Below are 16,098 nucleotides of genomic sequence, written 5' to 3' on the forward strand. Positions count from 1 at the left end.
GCATGACCCAACACACCCGTATCGACAATTCCCGCACCATCCGCGCCGCCACCGGCACCGAGCTGACCGCCAAGAGCTGGCTCACCGAAGCGCCGCTGCGCATGCTGATGAACAATCTCGACCCGATCGTCGCCGAAAAGCCCGGCGAGCTGGTGGTCTATGGCGGCATCGGCCGCGCCGCCCGCGACTGGGACAGTTTCGACCGCATCGCCGGCGCGCTGCGCAAGCTCGAGGCTGACGAGACGCTGCTCGTTCAGTCCGGCAAGCCGGTCGGCGTGTTCAAGACGCACAAGGATGCACCGCGGGTTTTGCTGGCCAATTCCAACCTCGTGCCGCACTGGGCGACCTGGGAGCATTTCAACGCGCTCGATAAGAAGGGCCTGATGATGTACGGCCAGATGACGGCCGGTTCCTGGATCTATATCGGCTCGCAGGGCATCGTGCAGGGCACCTACGAGACCTTCGTCGAGCTCGGCCGCCAGCACTACAATGGCGACCTGTCCGGCCGCTGGATCCTCACCGCCGGCCTCGGCGGCATGGGCGGCGCGCAGCCGCTGGCCGCCACCATGGCCGGCGCCTCCTGCCTTGCCGTCGAGTGCCAGCCCTCGCGCATCGAGATGCGTCTGAAGACCGGTTATGTCGACGTCCAGGCCAAGGACCTCGACGATGCGCTGGCCATCATCGACAAGGCCTGCAAGGAAAAGAAGGCGATTTCCGTGGCGCTGCTCGGCAACGCCGCCGACATCTTCCCCGAACTGGTGAAGCGTGGCGTGCGCCCCGACGCGGTCACCGACCAGACCTCGGCCCACGATCCGGTCAATGGCTATCTGCCGCAGGGATGGACCGTCGGGCAATGGGAAGAAAAGCGCGAGCGCGATCCCAACGCTGTCGTCGTCGCCGCCAAGAAATCCATGGCCACCCATGTCAAGGCGATGCTCGACTTCCATAAGATGGGCGTGCCCACCGTCGATTACGGCAACAACATCCGCCAGATGGCACTGGAGGAAGGTGTCAAGGACGCCTTCGATTTCCCCGGTTTCGTGCCGGCCTATATCCGTCCGCTCTTCTGCCGCGGCATCGGCCCGTTCCGCTGGGCAGCACTCTCGGGCGATCCGGAGGATATCTACAAGACCGACGCCAAGGTGAAGGAACTGACCCCCGGCAATCATCACCTGCACAACTGGCTCGACATGGCGCAGAAGCGTATCAAGTTCCAGGGCCTGCCGGCGCGCATCTGCTGGGTCGGCCTCGGCGACCGTCACCGCCTCGGCCTCGCCTTCAACGAAATGGTCGCCAAGGGTGAATTGAAGGCCCCGGTCGTCATCGGCCGCGATCATCTCGATTCCGGCTCGGTCGCGTCGCCCAACCGCGAGACGGAAGCGATGAAGGACGGTTCGGATGCCGTGTCCGACTGGCCGCTGCTGAATGCTCTGCTCAACACCGCGTCAGGTGCCACCTGGGTGTCGCTGCATCACGGCGGCGGCGTCGGCATGGGCTTCTCGCAGCATTCCGGCATGGTCGTCGTCGCCGACGGCACGGAAGATGCGGCACGCCGGCTCGAGCGTGTGTTGTGGAACGATCCGGCCACTGGTGTCATGCGCCATGCCGATGCCGGCTACGACATCGCCATCGAATGCGCCAGGGAACACCAGCTCAACCTGCCGGGCATCCTGGGCTAAACGCGATGCGCATCCTGCGTGCGGCCGATTATCGTTCCATGCCGTGGAAGAACGGCGGCGGCGTGACGACGGAAATCGCCGTCTCGCCGGCCGGCGCCGGACTGGACGATTTCGACTGGCGCATCTCGATGGCGCGCGTCGAGGCGGGCGGGCCGTTCTCGGTCTTTGCCGGCATCGACCGCACGCTGTCGATCCTGGAAGGCGAGGGGATGCGGCTGACGATCGCCGGCCGCGCGCCGGTCGAGCTCACGCGCGCATCCGATCCGCTTTTCTTTCCCGCCGACGCGGCGACCGATGCGTCGCTGCCGGCGGGACCGATTACCGACCTCAATGTCATGACCCGCCGTGGCCGCGCGCGCCACGGCGTTCGCCGGCTGGTGCTTGCCAAGCCGTTCGACTTCGTCTCTGAAGCCGCCACCACGCTTCTGTTCTGCCATCAAGGCAGCATCGCGATCGGCGAATCGTCGCCCGTCGCGCTCGATGCCCACGACACGCTGTGGCTCGACGGAGCCAGCGAAACGCTGCGGCTCGTGCCCCAGCCGCACGCGATCCTTTTTGTGATCGCCATCCAAAACGATTAAAGGCTGATTCCAAGCGTTATCGCGCCCGGCCCGAAATATCGCGCCGGGCGGTTGCGCTATCACGAAAATGCCTGAATCCTTGCCATTCGATCGGCCCGTTGGTAGCGCAGGCGCGTGCATAGAGGTTGTCGGGGGAGCAACGGCCACTAATCTTCGACGAGATGAGAGGACAAGCTCGTTCGACCCGCTTTGCTACGCAATCAATCACCTGTAAATCGATATCGAACATCGGGGACGATAGGGTCGCGCCGCGACCGGTTCCCGCCGCACGGATTGCTTGATGAACATTCAGAATAGCCCCGCCGAAATCAGGACCGCCGCCGCGCGTTTCCCAGCCGCTGCGGAGGAGCCGATCCGGTCGCAGTACTTGTCCGAGGACAGGTTGCGGGCGCTGGGCGAAAGCCTGGCACGGGGCGATGTCTCCGATCTCGCCGGGCTCGAGCCGTTCGATTTCCAGAAGCGCAACCGCGACAGCGCCAAGAAGATCCTCGAAGTCTACCGCCTGACCAATGCCGCGCAGGCGCGGGGCGAGACGGTGACGCCGGCCGCCCAGTGGCTGCTCGACAACAATTATCTGGTCGAGGAAACGATCTATCAGATCAAGCGTGACCTGCCGCGCCGCTTCTATCGCCAGCTGCCGACGCTGAAGCTCGCCGATGGCACCGCCATTCCGCGCGCGCTTGCGGTTGCCTGGGCCTATGTCGCGCATTCCGACAGTTCGATCTCCTCGCAGATGTTCAAGGCGATCGTCGAGGGCTTCCAGTCGATCGAGCCGATGAAGATCGGCGAGATCTGGGCGCTGCCGTCGCTGCTGCGCTTCGTCTTGATCGAAAACCTTCGCCGCCTTGCCGTGCGCGTCAACCGCTCGCGCGACATGCGGCTCATCGCCAATGACGTCGCCGACAAGGTGCTTGCCGCCGGCGACAGCGCCGACCGCCAGTCGATCCTGGGCAAGTACCAGGCGCATGCGGGCGACACCACTTTCGCCACCCAGCTGCTCTACCGGCTGCGCGACGGTTCGCAGAATGCCGGCAGGGCGCTCGAATGGCTCGAGGCGGAGCTGGAGAAGTCCGGCACCGACGCCGAGGAAATCACCATCGCCGAGCACCAGACGCTGTCGAGCGGCAACGTCACCACCGGTAACATCATCCGCGGCCTGCGCTTGATCAACGACGTCGACTGGACGGTCTGGTTCGAAGGGGTCAGCCGCATCGACGCGTTGTTGCGCGAGCGGACCAATTTCTCGGAACTCGATTTCGCCTCGCGCGACCAATACCGCACCGAGATCGAGGAACTGGCCAAGCGTTCGAAGCAGTCGGAATACGTCGTTGCCGAAAAGGCGACGGATATGGCGGCGGCGGCCGGGCAGGCTGTCGACCAGGCTACGGATGCGGCCAACGGCACTGACATCGGCTTTTTCCTTGTCGGTTCGCGCCGTCCCGAACTTGAAAAGGCGATCGGCTATTCGCCGAGCCTCGGCCGCAGCTTCCTGCGCGGTTTCCGCAAGACCGGCTGGCTCGGCATCGTGCTGCCGGTTTTCCTGCTCACCGTCCTCTTGTTGTGGTTGACGGGCAACGCGCTGGCCGCTCTTGGTCTGCCGATCGCGGGCATCACGCTGATGTTGCTGCTGTTCGCCGTACCGGCCAGCGAAGGCGCGCTCGCCTTCTTCAACACCGTGGTGCTTTTGTTCCTCAAGCCGACACGCCTTGTCGGCTATGAATACAAGGACGGCATTCCGGTCGAGGCGCGCACCCTGGTCGTGGTGCCGTCGCTGATCGGCTCCCGCGACGATGTCGAGGAGAATGTCCGCAACATCGAGGTGCATCACCTCGCCAACATGTCGGGCGAATTGCATTTCGCCCTGCTTTCGGACTGGCCCGACAGCAAGGCGGAAATCAGTGCCAACGACACCGAGATCCTCGATTTCGCCCATAGCCAGATCGCGATGCTCAACCAGCGCTATCCGACCGAGGGCGCGCCGCGCTTTTATCTCCTGCATCGGCGCCGGCTCTACAATCCGGCGCAGGGCGCATGGATGGGCTGGGAACGCAAGCGCGGCAAACTGCACGAATTGAACCTGCTTCTGCGCGGCGACAGCGACACCACCTTCCTGCCGCTGGAGACGCCGCTGCCGGAGAACATCGTGCATGTGATGACGCTGGACGCGGACACGCGCACCACGCGCGACGCGATCGCCAAGCTCATCGGCAAGATGTGCCATCCGATGAACAAGCCGCATTTCGACCCGGTAAAGCGCCGCGTCACCGCCGGCTACGGCATCATGCAGCCGCGCATCACGCCGTCGCTGACCACCGGCGACGAGGCGTCGTTCTTCCAGCGCGTGTTCTCGGCCAATCGTGGCCTCGATCCCTATGTCTTCGCCGTGTCCGATCTCTATCAGGACGTGTTCGGTGACGGCTCCTTCACCGGTAAGGGCCTCTATCATATCGATGCCTTCGAGGCCGCGCTGAAGGGGCGCATCGAAGACAACACCGTGCTCAGCCACGACCTGCTCGAAGGCGCGCTGGCGCGTTCGGCGCTGGTCACCGATGTCGAGCTGGTCGAGGATTATCCGACCCGCTACTGGGTGGACGCCTCGCGTACCCATCGCTGGGCGCGCGGCGACTGGCAGCTGTTGAGCTTCATCTTCGATCCGCGTTCTGGCGTGCCCGCATTGTCGCGTTGGAAGATGATCGACAATCTGCGCCGTTCGCTCACCCCGATCTTCTGGGTGATGGCGGCGATCGCCGGCTGGACGCTTTTGCCGTTCACGCAAGCCGCGCAGTGGCAGGCGCTGCTGATCCTGACTTTGTTCATGGCGCCCACCTTCGACATCGTCAACGCCATCATCCCGAAGAGCAGCGATGCCACGCCGCGCGGGCATTTCTCGGCCTTGGCGCACGACATCGCCTTCGGCACCGCCATGGTGGCGCTGAAGATCGTCTTGATGGCACACCAGGCCTGGATGATGGGCGACGCTATCATCCGCACGCTTTACCGCCTGTTCGTCAGCCGCAAGAATCTGCTCGAATGGCGCACCGCCTCGCAGGCGCACAAGGGCAGCGGAAACGACATCGGCTCCTATTACAGCATGATGTATGGCGCGGTGATCATCGGCGCCATCGGCCTCGTCATCCCGGTGTTCGACGATTCTACCGGCGCCTTCGTCGCCTTCGCCTTCGCCCTGTTCTGGATCGGCTCGCCGGCCTTTGCCTGGCTGGTCAGCCGTTCGGCCGAAACCGAGGACCGGCTGCACCTGTTGCCGCAGGACGTGCATGCGCTGCGCGTCGCGGCGCGCCGCACCTGGCACTATTTCGAGAACTTCGTCACGGCCGAACAGAACCATCTGCCGCCGGACAATTTCCAGGAAAACCCGAAGCCGATCGTGGCGTCGCGCACCTCGCCGACCAATATCGGCGTTTATTTGCTTTCGGTCGTCTCGGCCCGCGATTTCGGCTGGATCAGCCTGTCGGAAGCGATCGCGCGCATCGACGCGACCATGCAGACCATCGAGCGCATGGAGCGCAGCCGCGGCCATCTCTACAACTGGTACGAGACGACGACGCTCAACCCGCTGCGTCCGACCTATATTTCAGCGGTCGACAGCGGCAATCTCGCCGGCCATCTGGTGACGGTGGCGGCGACCTGCGCCGAATGGGCGGAAGCGCCGTCCGTGCATCTGCATGGCGATGTCGAGGGGGTGCTCGACACCGTGGCCATCCTCAATGAAAGCCTGGACGATCTGCCGGACGACCGTCGCCAGCTGCGGCCGCTGCGTCAGCGCCTGGCCGACCGGTTGGACGGCATGCGCCGCGCCGTGCGCACCATCAAGGCGCAGCCCGAAATGGCTTCCGCGCGCACCGTCAACCTGACCGTGCTTGCCGGAGAAATCCGCAAGCTCGCCGCCGCCATCCATGCCGAAGCCAATTCGACCGCCAGCGACATCATCGTCGACTGGGCGGCGCGGCTCGAAGCGACATGCGAGGCGCATGTGCAGGACGCGCAGGCCGACGAGAAGGCGGCGCAGGCGTTGCGCGTCAAGCTGCTCGAATTGCACGAGCGCACCCGTCGCTACGCCTTCGAGATGGAGTTCGGTTTCCTGCTGCGGCAGGACCGCAAACTCTTGTCGATCGGCTACCGGGTCGAGGAGCGTCAGCTCGACGAGGCCTGCTACGACCTGCTTGCCTCCGAATGCCGCCTGACCAGCCTGTTCGCCATCGCCAAGGGCGACCTGCCGACCGAGCATTGGTTCCGCCTCGGCCGCCCGGTGGTCGAGATCGGTTTCCGCGGCGCGCTGATGTCGTGGTCCGGCTCGATGTTCGAATATCTGATGCCGCCGCTGGTCATGAAGGAACCGCAGGGCTCTATCCTGAACCAGACAAGCAAGCTGATCATCAAGCGGCAGATGCAGTACGGCCGTTCCAAGAACGTGCCGTGGGGCATTTCGGAAGCGGCCTACAATGCCCGCGACCGCGAGATGAACTACCAGTACACCAATTTCGGCGTGCCCGGCCTAGGCCTGAAGCGCGGTCTTGGCCAGAACACGGTGATCGCGCCCTATGCGACGATCATGGCCGCGCAGTTCATGCCGCGCGAGGCCGTCGCCAATCTGAAGCGTCTCGAAAGCATCGGCGCGCTTGGCCGCTACGGCTATTACGACGCCGTCGACTTCACGCCGCAGCGCGTGCCGGAAGGCACCGACCATGCCGTGGTGCAGAACTATTTCGCGCACCATTCCGGCATGTCGATCGCCGCCATCGCCGACGCCGTCTTCGAGGGCCGGCTGCGCGACCGCTTCCACAGCGATCCGGTCATCGAATCCGCTGAACTGTTGCTGCAGGAGAAGGCGCCGCGCGAAATCCCGGCCGACACGGTGCGAACCGACGTCGAGGAACAGGCCGTCGCCGACGAGACCGAATTCCAGAACCCCGACACGCGGGTCGTGCTCGACCCCGCCTGGGCGCTGCGTGCCACCAATCTGATGTCGAACGGCCGCTATTCGGTGATGGTGACGGCGACCGGCTCGGGCTATTCGCGCTGGGGCGACTTTTCCGTCACCCGCTGGCAGCCGGACCCGACCGAGGACCGGATGGGCTCCTACATCTTCCTGCGCGATGCCGACACCGGCGACTGGTGGTCGGCCACCGTCGAGCCGAAGCGCGTGCCGGGCGAGGTTGCCCAGGCACAGTTCTCGGACGACAAGGCGTCCTTCATCAAGACCGTGCATTCGCTGCGCTCGGAAGTGGAATGCATCGTCATTTCCGAAGGCAATGGCGAGGGCAGGCGGGTCACGCTCTATAATGACGGCGCCACCGATCGTCATATCGAGGTGACCTCCTTCGCCGAGCTGGTGCTCGGCACGGACGCCTCCGACAATGCCCATCCGGCGTTTTCCAAGATGTTCGTGGAGACTGAGATCGCGCCTAACAGAAATGCGATCTTCGCCGCGCGCCGCAAGCGCGACGCCGGCGAGCCGGACATCGCCGCGGCCCACTTCGTCACCGATCCGTCCGGTCTTGCCCGCGACGGCGAAGCCGAGACCGACCGCCGCGCCTTCATCGGCCGTGGCCGCACCATCGCCGATGCCGCCGCCTTCGATCCCGACGCAAAGCTCGGCGGTCATGCCGGCTTTACACTGGATCCGGTCGCCGCACTCAGGCGGCGCGTGCGCGTGCCGGCCAACAAGAAGATATCGCTCACTTTCTGGACGGTGGTCGGTGCCAACCGCACCGAACTGGACGAGGCGATCGCACGGCTCGACCATGCCGAGAGCTTCGCCCGCCAGGCGATGCTGGCCTGGACCCGTTCGCAGGTGCAGACGCGCCATCTCGGCCTCAGCCTGACCGACGCGGCCAATGTGCAGAAGCTGGCGCGCTACCTGATCTATCCCGATCCGTTCCTGCGCCTGCCGTCGGACGCGGTCGCGTCCGGTCTCGGCAAGCAGTCCAGCCTGTGGCCAACCAGCATTTCGGGCGACTTCCCGATCTTCGCGGTACGCATCGGCGACGTCGCCGATCTGGAGATCGTCGCCGAGGCGCTGCGTTTCCAGGAGTATATGCGTGCACGCGGCATGACGGCCGACCTCGTCATCGTCAACGAGCAGGCGTCTTCCTATGTCCAGGACCTGCAGCAGGCGATCGATGCTCTGTGCGAGAACAGCCGCCTGCGCGGCAACGAGTTCGGCCCGCGCCAGCACATCTTCGCGGTGCGTCGCGATTTGATGGACGAGACCACCTACAAGACGCTGCTGGCGGTGGCGCGCGTGGTGCTGCACACCCGCAACGGCATGATCTTCGACCAGATCGAACGGGCCGAGGCGGCGGCGATCCAGGCACGCGACGTGCTCAATCCGGGTCGGGCGGCACAAATCGCCGAGACACCCGCGCCCCGCAAGCCGGAAAAGGATGGCAGGGACATCGCCGCCGACGGCACCGATCTCAACTACTGGAACGGCTATGGCGGCTTCGACGGCGACGGCCGTCACTATGTGGTGCGCCTGACCGGTCGTCGCTCGACGCCGCAGCCATGGATCAACGTCATCGCCAACGAGGCGTTCGGCTTCCACACATCGGCTGAAGGCGCTGCCTTCACCTGGAGCCGCAACAGCCGCGACTATCAGTTGACGCCGTGGTCGAACGATCCGGTCGCCAACCGGCCGGGCGAGGGCATCTACATCCACGATCTCGACAGCGGCGAATCCTATTCGCCGACGGCGGCGCTGCTGCGCGACCCGGCCATGGTCTACGAGACCTGGCACGGGCAGGGTTTTTCCACTTTCCGCACCAAGCGTGGCGCATTGTCGATGGATTTGACCCATGTCGTCGATCCGACGGACCCCGTGCGCGTCACGCGGCTGCGTATCCAGAACTCCGGCACAGAGCCGGCAAGGCTGCGCATCTACGCTTACGCCGAATGGGTGCTCGGCAGCCATCGCTCGAAGACGGCCGCGACCATCCTGTCGCAGCGCGACGAGGCAACCGGCGCGCTCCTGGCCCAGAACCCCTATGGGCTCGACTTCGGTGATCGCGTCGCCTTCCTGGCCAGCGATCGCGAACCGCAATCCTTCACCGCTGACCGACAGGAGTTCCTCGGCCGGCACGGCACCAGCGCGTCGCCGCAGTCCGTCACCGCGGGTGCTGCGCTCTCCGGCCGCATCGAGGCCGGCGACGATCCATGCGCGGCATTGGCGCGCGACGTCGACATTCCGGCGGGCGGCGACGTCACGCTGCTGTGGTTGATGGGCGACGCCGGTTCCGCCGGCGAGGCGAGCGCATTGGTCAAGACGCATCGCGCCAAGGACTTTGACAAGCGGCTTGCCGACAACGAGGTCGCCTGGCGCGGCTTCCTCGACACGATCCAGGTAGAAACGCCCGACAAGGCACTGGATGCCATGGTCAATCACTGGCTGCCCTATCAGGCGCTGGCCTGCCGCATTCGTGCCCGCACCGCCTTCTATCAGGCGAGCGGCGCCTTCGGCTTCCGCGACCAGCTGCAGGACACGCTGGCCCTGTTGGCGCATGACCCGTCGCTGGCACGTGAGCAAATCCTGAACGCCGCCGGACGCCAGTTCCCGGAAGGCGACGTGCAGCATTGGTGGCTGCCGCGCACCGGCGCCGGCGTGCGCACCACGATCTCGGACGACGTCGTCTGGCTCGCGCATGCGGTGTCGCGCTACATCACCGTGACCGGCGACAAGTCGATCCTGAAGGAAGCGCTGCCGTTCATCGAGGGTAAGCCGCTGGCCGAGGGCGAGCACGACTCCTTCTTCGAGCCGCAAGTCTCCAAGACGATCGTGCCGCTCTACGAGCACTGCGCGCGGGCGTTGGACCTAGCGATCCAGCGCACCGGTGCCGACGGGTTGCCGTTGATGCTGGGCGGCGACTGGAACGACGGCATGAACCGTGTCGGCGTTGGCGGCAAGGGCGAGAGCGTCTGGCTGGGCTGGTTCCTGCTGAAGACGCTGACCGACTTCTCTGCGGTCGCCAAGGCACAGGGCGATGCCAAGCACGCCAAGGCCTGGGAGGCGCATGCCGCCAACCTCAAGCGAGCGCTGGAGAACAAGGCCTGGGACGGCGAGTGGTATCGGCGCGGCAGCTTCGATGACGGCTCGCCGCTCGGTTCGCGCGGTTCCGACGAGTGCAAGATCGACTCGATCGCGCAGTCGTGGAGTGTGTTGTCGGGCGAGGGCGATCCGGCGCGGTCCCATACGGCGATGGATCAGGCGATCAAGCATCTGGTCGACGAAGAGCTCAAGATCGTGAAGCTGTTCACGCCGCCCTTCTCCAAGACCACGAAGGATCCCGGCTACATCAAGAGCTATCCGCCGGGCGTGCGCGAGAATGGCGGCCAATATACCCACGCCTCGACGTGGTTCGTCATCGCCTTGGCCGAGATGGGGCGCACTGACGAGGCCTATCGCTGCTTCTCGATGCTGAACCCCGTCAACCACGCCCTCGACGCGGACGCGGCCGAACACTACCGGGTCGAGCCCTATGTCGTCGCGGCCGACATCTATGCCGGCGAAGGCAAGGGCGGGCGCGGCGGCTGGACCTGGTACACCGGTTCCGCCGGATGGCTCTACCGTGCCGCTGTGGAAGGCATTCTGGGCATCGAGCGGCGCGGCAAGCGCGTCGAGATCAACCCGAAACTGCCGTCCGACTGGCCGGGTTATTCGGCCAGGCTCAAGATCGACGGCACCGAGCACGCGGTCCGCGTCGTGCGCGCCAAGGGCGCCAAGACGATCTCGCTGGAAGTGGATGGCGCCAAGGTCAAGGGCAACGCCTTCGACCTCAAGGACGGCAAGATTACCGAGGTCGTCGTCAAGATACCGGCCTGATGCCGGAGGGCGGCCGCCGGAAGTCACCGGCGGCTGCCTTGAAATGCACAAAAATGTGGCAGCGGCGGGCTTCTGCCGCAATTTTGCCGCAGCATTGGGATTTCACCTTTTATCTCAAACCGTTACGCGATCACGGCAGATTTCTGCCCGTTGTCATGTTTTGTTCGACGGAACGGAACAGAAGGCACTGGTGGGCATTGTTTTGCCGCTCATCTGGAGATACGTGTTCACCGCAATAATGCGGCGCGCAATGGATCGTTTCGCGGAGTAATCGAGTTGTCACTGCTGCAAATCTACTGGAGAGCGCTCGGCTATCTTACTGCCGACAAGAAGCGTCTCACCCTGATCTGCCTGGCAAACGTCATGCTTGCGATGGTCGCGGTTTACGAGCCGCTGCTGCTGGGTAAGGTCATCGGCGCCATCGCCGAGCGCACCAACCCGATCAGCGAACTTGTCATGTGGGCAGGTCTCGGCGCCTTCAACATCATTGCATTCGTGCTCGTCGCCCGCGGCGCCGACCGTTTCGCTCACAAGCGGCGTTCGGAAGTGCTGTGCGAATCCTTCGAGCGCGTCATCACCATGCCGCTTGCCTGGCACCAGCAGCGCGGCACCTCGAACTCGCTGCAGACGCTGCTGCGCGCGGTGGAGTCGCTGTTCAGCCTCTGGCTCGAATTCATGCGCCAGCATCTGTCGACCGTCGTCGCACTGATGTTCTTGGTGCCGACCGCGATGCGCCTCGACATGCGCATGTCCGCAGTCTTGCTCGTGCTCGGCGTGTTCTACTTCGCCGTCGGCCGGCTGGTCATGCGCAAGACCAAGGCGGGCCAGGCCAATGTGGAGCGCCACTATCACACAGTGTTCGGCCACGTGACCGACACCGTCAGCAACGTTGCCGTGCTGCAGAGCTACAACCGTATCGGCCAGGAAACCGAAACGCTGAAGCGTTATGTGCGCGACCTGCTCAATGCCCAGAACCCGGTTCTCGACTGGTGGGCGCTGGCCAGCGCCATGAACCGCCTGTCCTCGACCATCTCGATGATGGTGGTGCTCCTGATCGGTTCCTATCTGGTCATGCACAATCAACTGCGCATCGCCGATGTCGTTGCCTTCACCGGTTTCGCCACCTTGCTGATCTCGCGCCTCGACCAGGTTTCGGCCTTCGTGACGCAGATTTCGGAAGCACGCGCCAAGCTCGAGGATTTCTACAAGCTCGAGGAAGCGGCCGCCGAGACGGCCGAGCCGGAAGGCCTGCGCGATCTTGGCAAGGTCACCGGCCATATCCGCTTCGAGAATGTCGGCTTCTCCTTCGCCAACTCCACCCAGGGCGTCGAGGATGTCTCCTTCGAAGTCGCCGCCGGCCAGACGGTCGCCATCGTCGGCCCGACGGGCGCCGGCAAGACGACGCTCATCAACCTCCTGCAGCGCGTCTACACGCCGGACCAGGGCCGCATCCTCATCGACGGTATCGACACGCGCAGCGTGACCCGCAAGTCGCTGCGCCATTCGATCGCCACCGTCTTCCAGGATGCCGGCCTGCTCAACCGCTCGATCGAGGACAACATCCGCGTCGGCCGCGCCGACGCCACCAATGAGGAAGTGCACGCAGCCGCCAACGCCGCGGTCGCGCAGGACTTCATCCTGTCGAAGAGCAACGGCTACGACACGCTTGTCGGCGAGCGCGGCGGCCAGCTTTCGGGCGGCGAGCGTCAGCGTATCGCCATCGCCCGCGCCGTGCTGAAGGACGCGCCGATCCTGGTTCTCGACGAGGCGACCAGCGCGCTCGACGTCGAGACGGAAGGCCGTGTCAAGGAAGCCATCGACGATCTGCGGCGCGACCGCACCACCTTCGTCATCGCTCACCGCCTGACCACCGTCCGCGACGCCGATCTGGTCGTCTTCATGGACAAGGGCCAGGTCGTCGAGATGGGCGGTTTCCAGGAATTGTCGCTGCGCAATGGCCGTTTTGCCTCGCTGCTGCGTGCCGGCGGCCTGCTCAACGACGACGAGGTTCGCCGCCTCAGCGTCGTGTCGGTGACCGGCGAAGCCGCTTAATCATCGAACCGGCTGGCCTCTGGTCGCCAGTTTCGCGAAAATCATGACACCGCGTACCTTCAAGGTGCGCGGTGTTGTCTTTTCAGAACGGCTTCAATCCCGATCCGAAAAGCTCTAAAGAACATCGCATGAGCGAAACGAGTGCACGTTCTTCGAGCTGGGCGGACCTGGCCAACCCGACGCGTTTCATGACGCTGGCAGACAGGCTGGTGCCGTGGCTGGTCGGCATTGCGGCCGTCGTGCTGGCCGTCGGCCTCTATATGAGCTTCACCGCGCCGGAGGATTTCCAGCAGGGCATCACCGTGCGCATCATGTATATCCACGTGCCTTTCGCCTGGCTCTCGATGATGTGCTACTCGGTGATGGCCATTTCGGCGCTCGGCACGCTGGTGTGGCGACATCCCTTGGCCGATGTCGCGCTGAAGGCGGCGGCACCCATCGGCGCGGTGTTCACGGCGCTCGCGCTCATCACCGGCTCCATCTGGGGCAAGCCGATGTGGGGCACCTGGTGGGTGTGGGACGCCCGGCTCACCTCCGTGTTCGTGCTGTTCTTGATGTATCTCGGCATCATCGCGCTGACCCGCGCGCTGGACGATGTCACCCGCGCCGCCTGGGCGGCGGCCGTCATCACGCTGGTCGGCTTCATCAACATCCCGATCATCAAGTTTTCGGTCGACTGGTGGAACACGCTGCACCAGCCGGCATCCGTGTTCCGGCTTGACGGTCCGACCATTGATCCCAGCCTGTTGTGGCCCTTGCTGGTGATGGCGGTGGGCTTCACCGTCCTGTTCTTCGCGCTGCACATGATGGCGATGCGCACCGAAATCCGCCGCCGCCGCGTCATCGCCATGCGCCGCATGGCGGCACGGCGCGCCGATAGCTGATCGGATCGCTGCCCGCGCATCGACAGCGGCGGGGCGTTGCGCTATGCGAAATGCTGCTGCATCGGCCAGAAAATCGGAATCGATTTTCGACAGGCACGATGCAGCAGATAAAAAGTGTCAGAGCGTCCTTTGCGCGTCCAATTGGACGCGCGGCGCTCTAACGCCACCGCCGCTCTTACGGGACCGCTTTCATGAAACGCTCGAACGTCAACGCCATCATCCGCGAGGCCGACGCCTTCATCCGCTCCTTCGGCTACATCATGCCTCCGTTCGCTTACTGGACGCCGGAGGAGATGAAGGCGCGGCGCGGCAGCTCGGCCGGCATTTTCGAGTCCCGCCTCGGCTGGGACATCACCGATTACGGCCAGGGCAAATTCGACGAGCTTGGCCTCTTCCTGTTCACCGTGCGCAACGGCCGCTTCGAGGACATGAAGAAGGGCGCCGGCATGCTTTATGCCGAGAAGATCATGATCTCGCGCAAGGACCAGCTCTCGCCCATGCACCGCCACGTCATCAAGGCGGAAGACATCATCAACCGCGGCGGCGGCAAGCTGGTGCTGGAACTGTTCATGCCCGACGCCGAGGGCGGCATCGACCCCAAGGCCGAGGTCTCGGTACCGGTTGACGGCACCATCCGCAAGCTGCCGGCCGGCGGCCTGCTCAAGCTCGATCCGGGCGAGAGCGTCACGCTTCTGCCCGGCGTGTGGCACGCCTTCTGGGCCGAGGGCAAGGACGTGCTGATCGGCGAGGTCTCCACCGTCAACGACGACCTCACCGACAACATCTTCCGCGAGCCGATCGGCCGCTTCTCCGACATCGAGGAAGATGTGGCGCCGCTGCACTTGCTGGTGGCGGATTACGAGCGCTGGCTGGGCTGAGCCTCTCCGGCTTTCAGGCTGTTGCCTTGGTGTCGGTGGAATCGTTCGGCTGGATCGAACGATTCGACACGAACAATGCGTTGGATCGGCGATAGATAGAATGGCATTCCAATTCCGATTGGAATTGGAGAATAGCCGTGTCTGTCGCCTCGTCCCTCGACCGCCCCCTCGTTTCGCCCGCAGCGGCCAGGGAGCCGGCGCGCGCCGACAAGGCAACGGTCTGGGCCGGCATCGTGCTGGCTGTCATCGTGGCCGCCTCCGCATTCTCGATCCGGCAGTTGCCGGGGCTCGGCATTTTCAGCCCGATGATCCTGGCGGTCATCGTCGGCATCGTTTTCTCCAACCTGGTCGGCCTGCCGGCCAATACGCGCCCCGGCATTGCGTTTTGCCAACGCACCTTGCTTCGGCAGGCAATCGTGCTGCTCGGCTTCCAGTTGACGCTGACGCAACTCACCGCGATCGGCGTCACCGGCGTCGGCATCGTCGCCTTGTCGCTGGTCGCCACCTTCTGCTTCACGCTTGGCCTTGGTCGCATGCTGGGCGTCGACCGCAAGCTCGCCGAACTGATCGCCGCCGGCACCTCGATCTGCGGCGCCTCGGCCATCGTTGCCACCAATGCGGTGACCAGCGCCAGCGACGAGGACGTCGCCTATGCGGTTGCCTGCGTCACCCTGTTCGGCACGGTCGCCATGCTGGGCTACCCGTTGCTGGCAGGGCCGGCCGGCCTCGACCCGCATGGTTTCGGCCTGTGGGCGGGCGCTTCCATTCATGAAATCGCGCAGGTCATCGGCGCCGGCTTCCAGGTCGGTCCGCAAGCCGGCGAGATCAGCACCATCGCCAAGCTGGCGCGGGTGGCGATGCTGGCCCCTGTGGTCATCACGCTCGGCCTGCTGGCGGCGCGGAGCAGGACCGGCGAAAAGACGGCGAAGCCGCCAATGCCGTGGTTCGTGGTCGCCTTCGTCGCCGTCGTGGTGCTGAACAGTGCCGTCGAAGTGCCGGCCGAAGTGAAGTCGCTGATCGTCTTCGCCACCACCTTCATGCTCTCGGTCGGCCTTGCCGCCATGGGCTTGCAGACGCATATCGGCAAGATCCGCTCGCGCGGCCTGCGCCCCTTGCTGCTTGCGCTTTCGGCGTTTGTCTTTATCGCTTGCTTCAGCCTGCTTTTGGTCAAGTTCGCAGGTTGAGGAA

General features: G+C 64.7%; 7 protein-coding genes. All 7 read left to right on the forward strand.

The window, feature by feature from the left end:
• Positions 1 to 2: 2 nt before the first annotated feature.
• Positions 3 to 1,679, forward strand: coding sequence for a urocanate hydratase (hutU, locus tag AB4136_RS23740; protein WP_024922245.1), 1,677 nt, complete (start codon positions 3 to 5; stop codon positions 1,677 to 1,679).
• Between the two features lie 5 nt (positions 1,680 to 1,684).
• Entirely contained in the window at positions 1,685 to 2,260 is a 576-nt protein-coding gene (locus AB4136_RS23745) for a HutD/Ves family protein (protein WP_024922246.1), read from the forward strand.
• Between the two features lie 280 nt (positions 2,261 to 2,540).
• Entirely contained in the window at positions 2,541 to 11,096 is an 8,556-nt protein-coding gene (locus AB4136_RS23750; protein WP_024922247.1) for a GH36-type glycosyl hydrolase domain-containing protein, read from the forward strand.
• Between the two features lie 276 nt (positions 11,097 to 11,372).
• On the forward strand, positions 11,373 to 13,148 hold the full coding sequence (locus AB4136_RS23755) for a glucan ABC transporter ATP-binding protein/ permease (protein ID WP_024922248.1): 1,776 nt from the start codon (positions 11,373 to 11,375) through the stop codon (positions 13,146 to 13,148).
• Between the two features lie 128 nt (positions 13,149 to 13,276).
• Positions 13,277 to 14,032: a heme ABC transporter permease gene (locus AB4136_RS23760; protein ID WP_024922249.1), complete on the forward strand. Its 756-nt coding sequence runs from the start codon at positions 13,277 to 13,279 to the stop codon at positions 14,030 to 14,032.
• Positions 14,033 to 14,223: 191 nt separating this feature from the next.
• The gene (locus tag AB4136_RS23765) at positions 14,224 to 14,910 is read left to right on the forward strand and encodes a D-lyxose/D-mannose family sugar isomerase (protein ID WP_024922250.1); all 687 of its coding nucleotides are present in this window, start codon (positions 14,224 to 14,226) and stop codon (positions 14,908 to 14,910) included.
• A 137-nt stretch (positions 14,911 to 15,047) separates the two neighbouring features.
• A complete protein-coding gene (locus AB4136_RS23770; RefSeq protein WP_024922251.1) occupies positions 15,048 to 16,094 on the forward strand; it encodes a YeiH family protein in 1,047 nt (348 codons plus the stop codon).
• Positions 16,095 to 16,098: the final 4 nt, after the last annotated feature.

The organism is Mesorhizobium sp. 2RAF21 (assembly GCF_052115345.1).
GTDB classification, from domain to species: domain Bacteria; phylum Pseudomonadota; class Alphaproteobacteria; order Rhizobiales; family Rhizobiaceae; genus Mesorhizobium; species Mesorhizobium terrae.

Excerpts from the sequence above, each read along its gene's own strand:
- AB4136_RS23750 (WP_024922247.1), top strand. The coding sequence starts at position 2,541 with ATGAACATTCAGAATAGCCCCGCCGAAATCAGGACCGCCGCCGCGCGT.
- AB4136_RS23745 (WP_024922246.1), top strand. The coding sequence starts at position 1,685 with ATGCGCATCCTGCGTGCGGCCGATTATCGTTCCATGCCGTGGAAGAAC.
- hutU (WP_024922245.1), top strand. The coding sequence starts at position 3 with ATGACCCAACACACCCGTATCGACAATTCCCGCACCATCCGCGCCGCC.
- AB4136_RS23760 (WP_024922249.1), top strand. The coding sequence starts at position 13,277 with ATGAGCGAAACGAGTGCACGTTCTTCGAGCTGGGCGGACCTGGCCAAC.
- AB4136_RS23765 (WP_024922250.1), top strand. The coding sequence starts at position 14,224 with ATGAAACGCTCGAACGTCAACGCCATCATCCGCGAGGCCGACGCCTTC.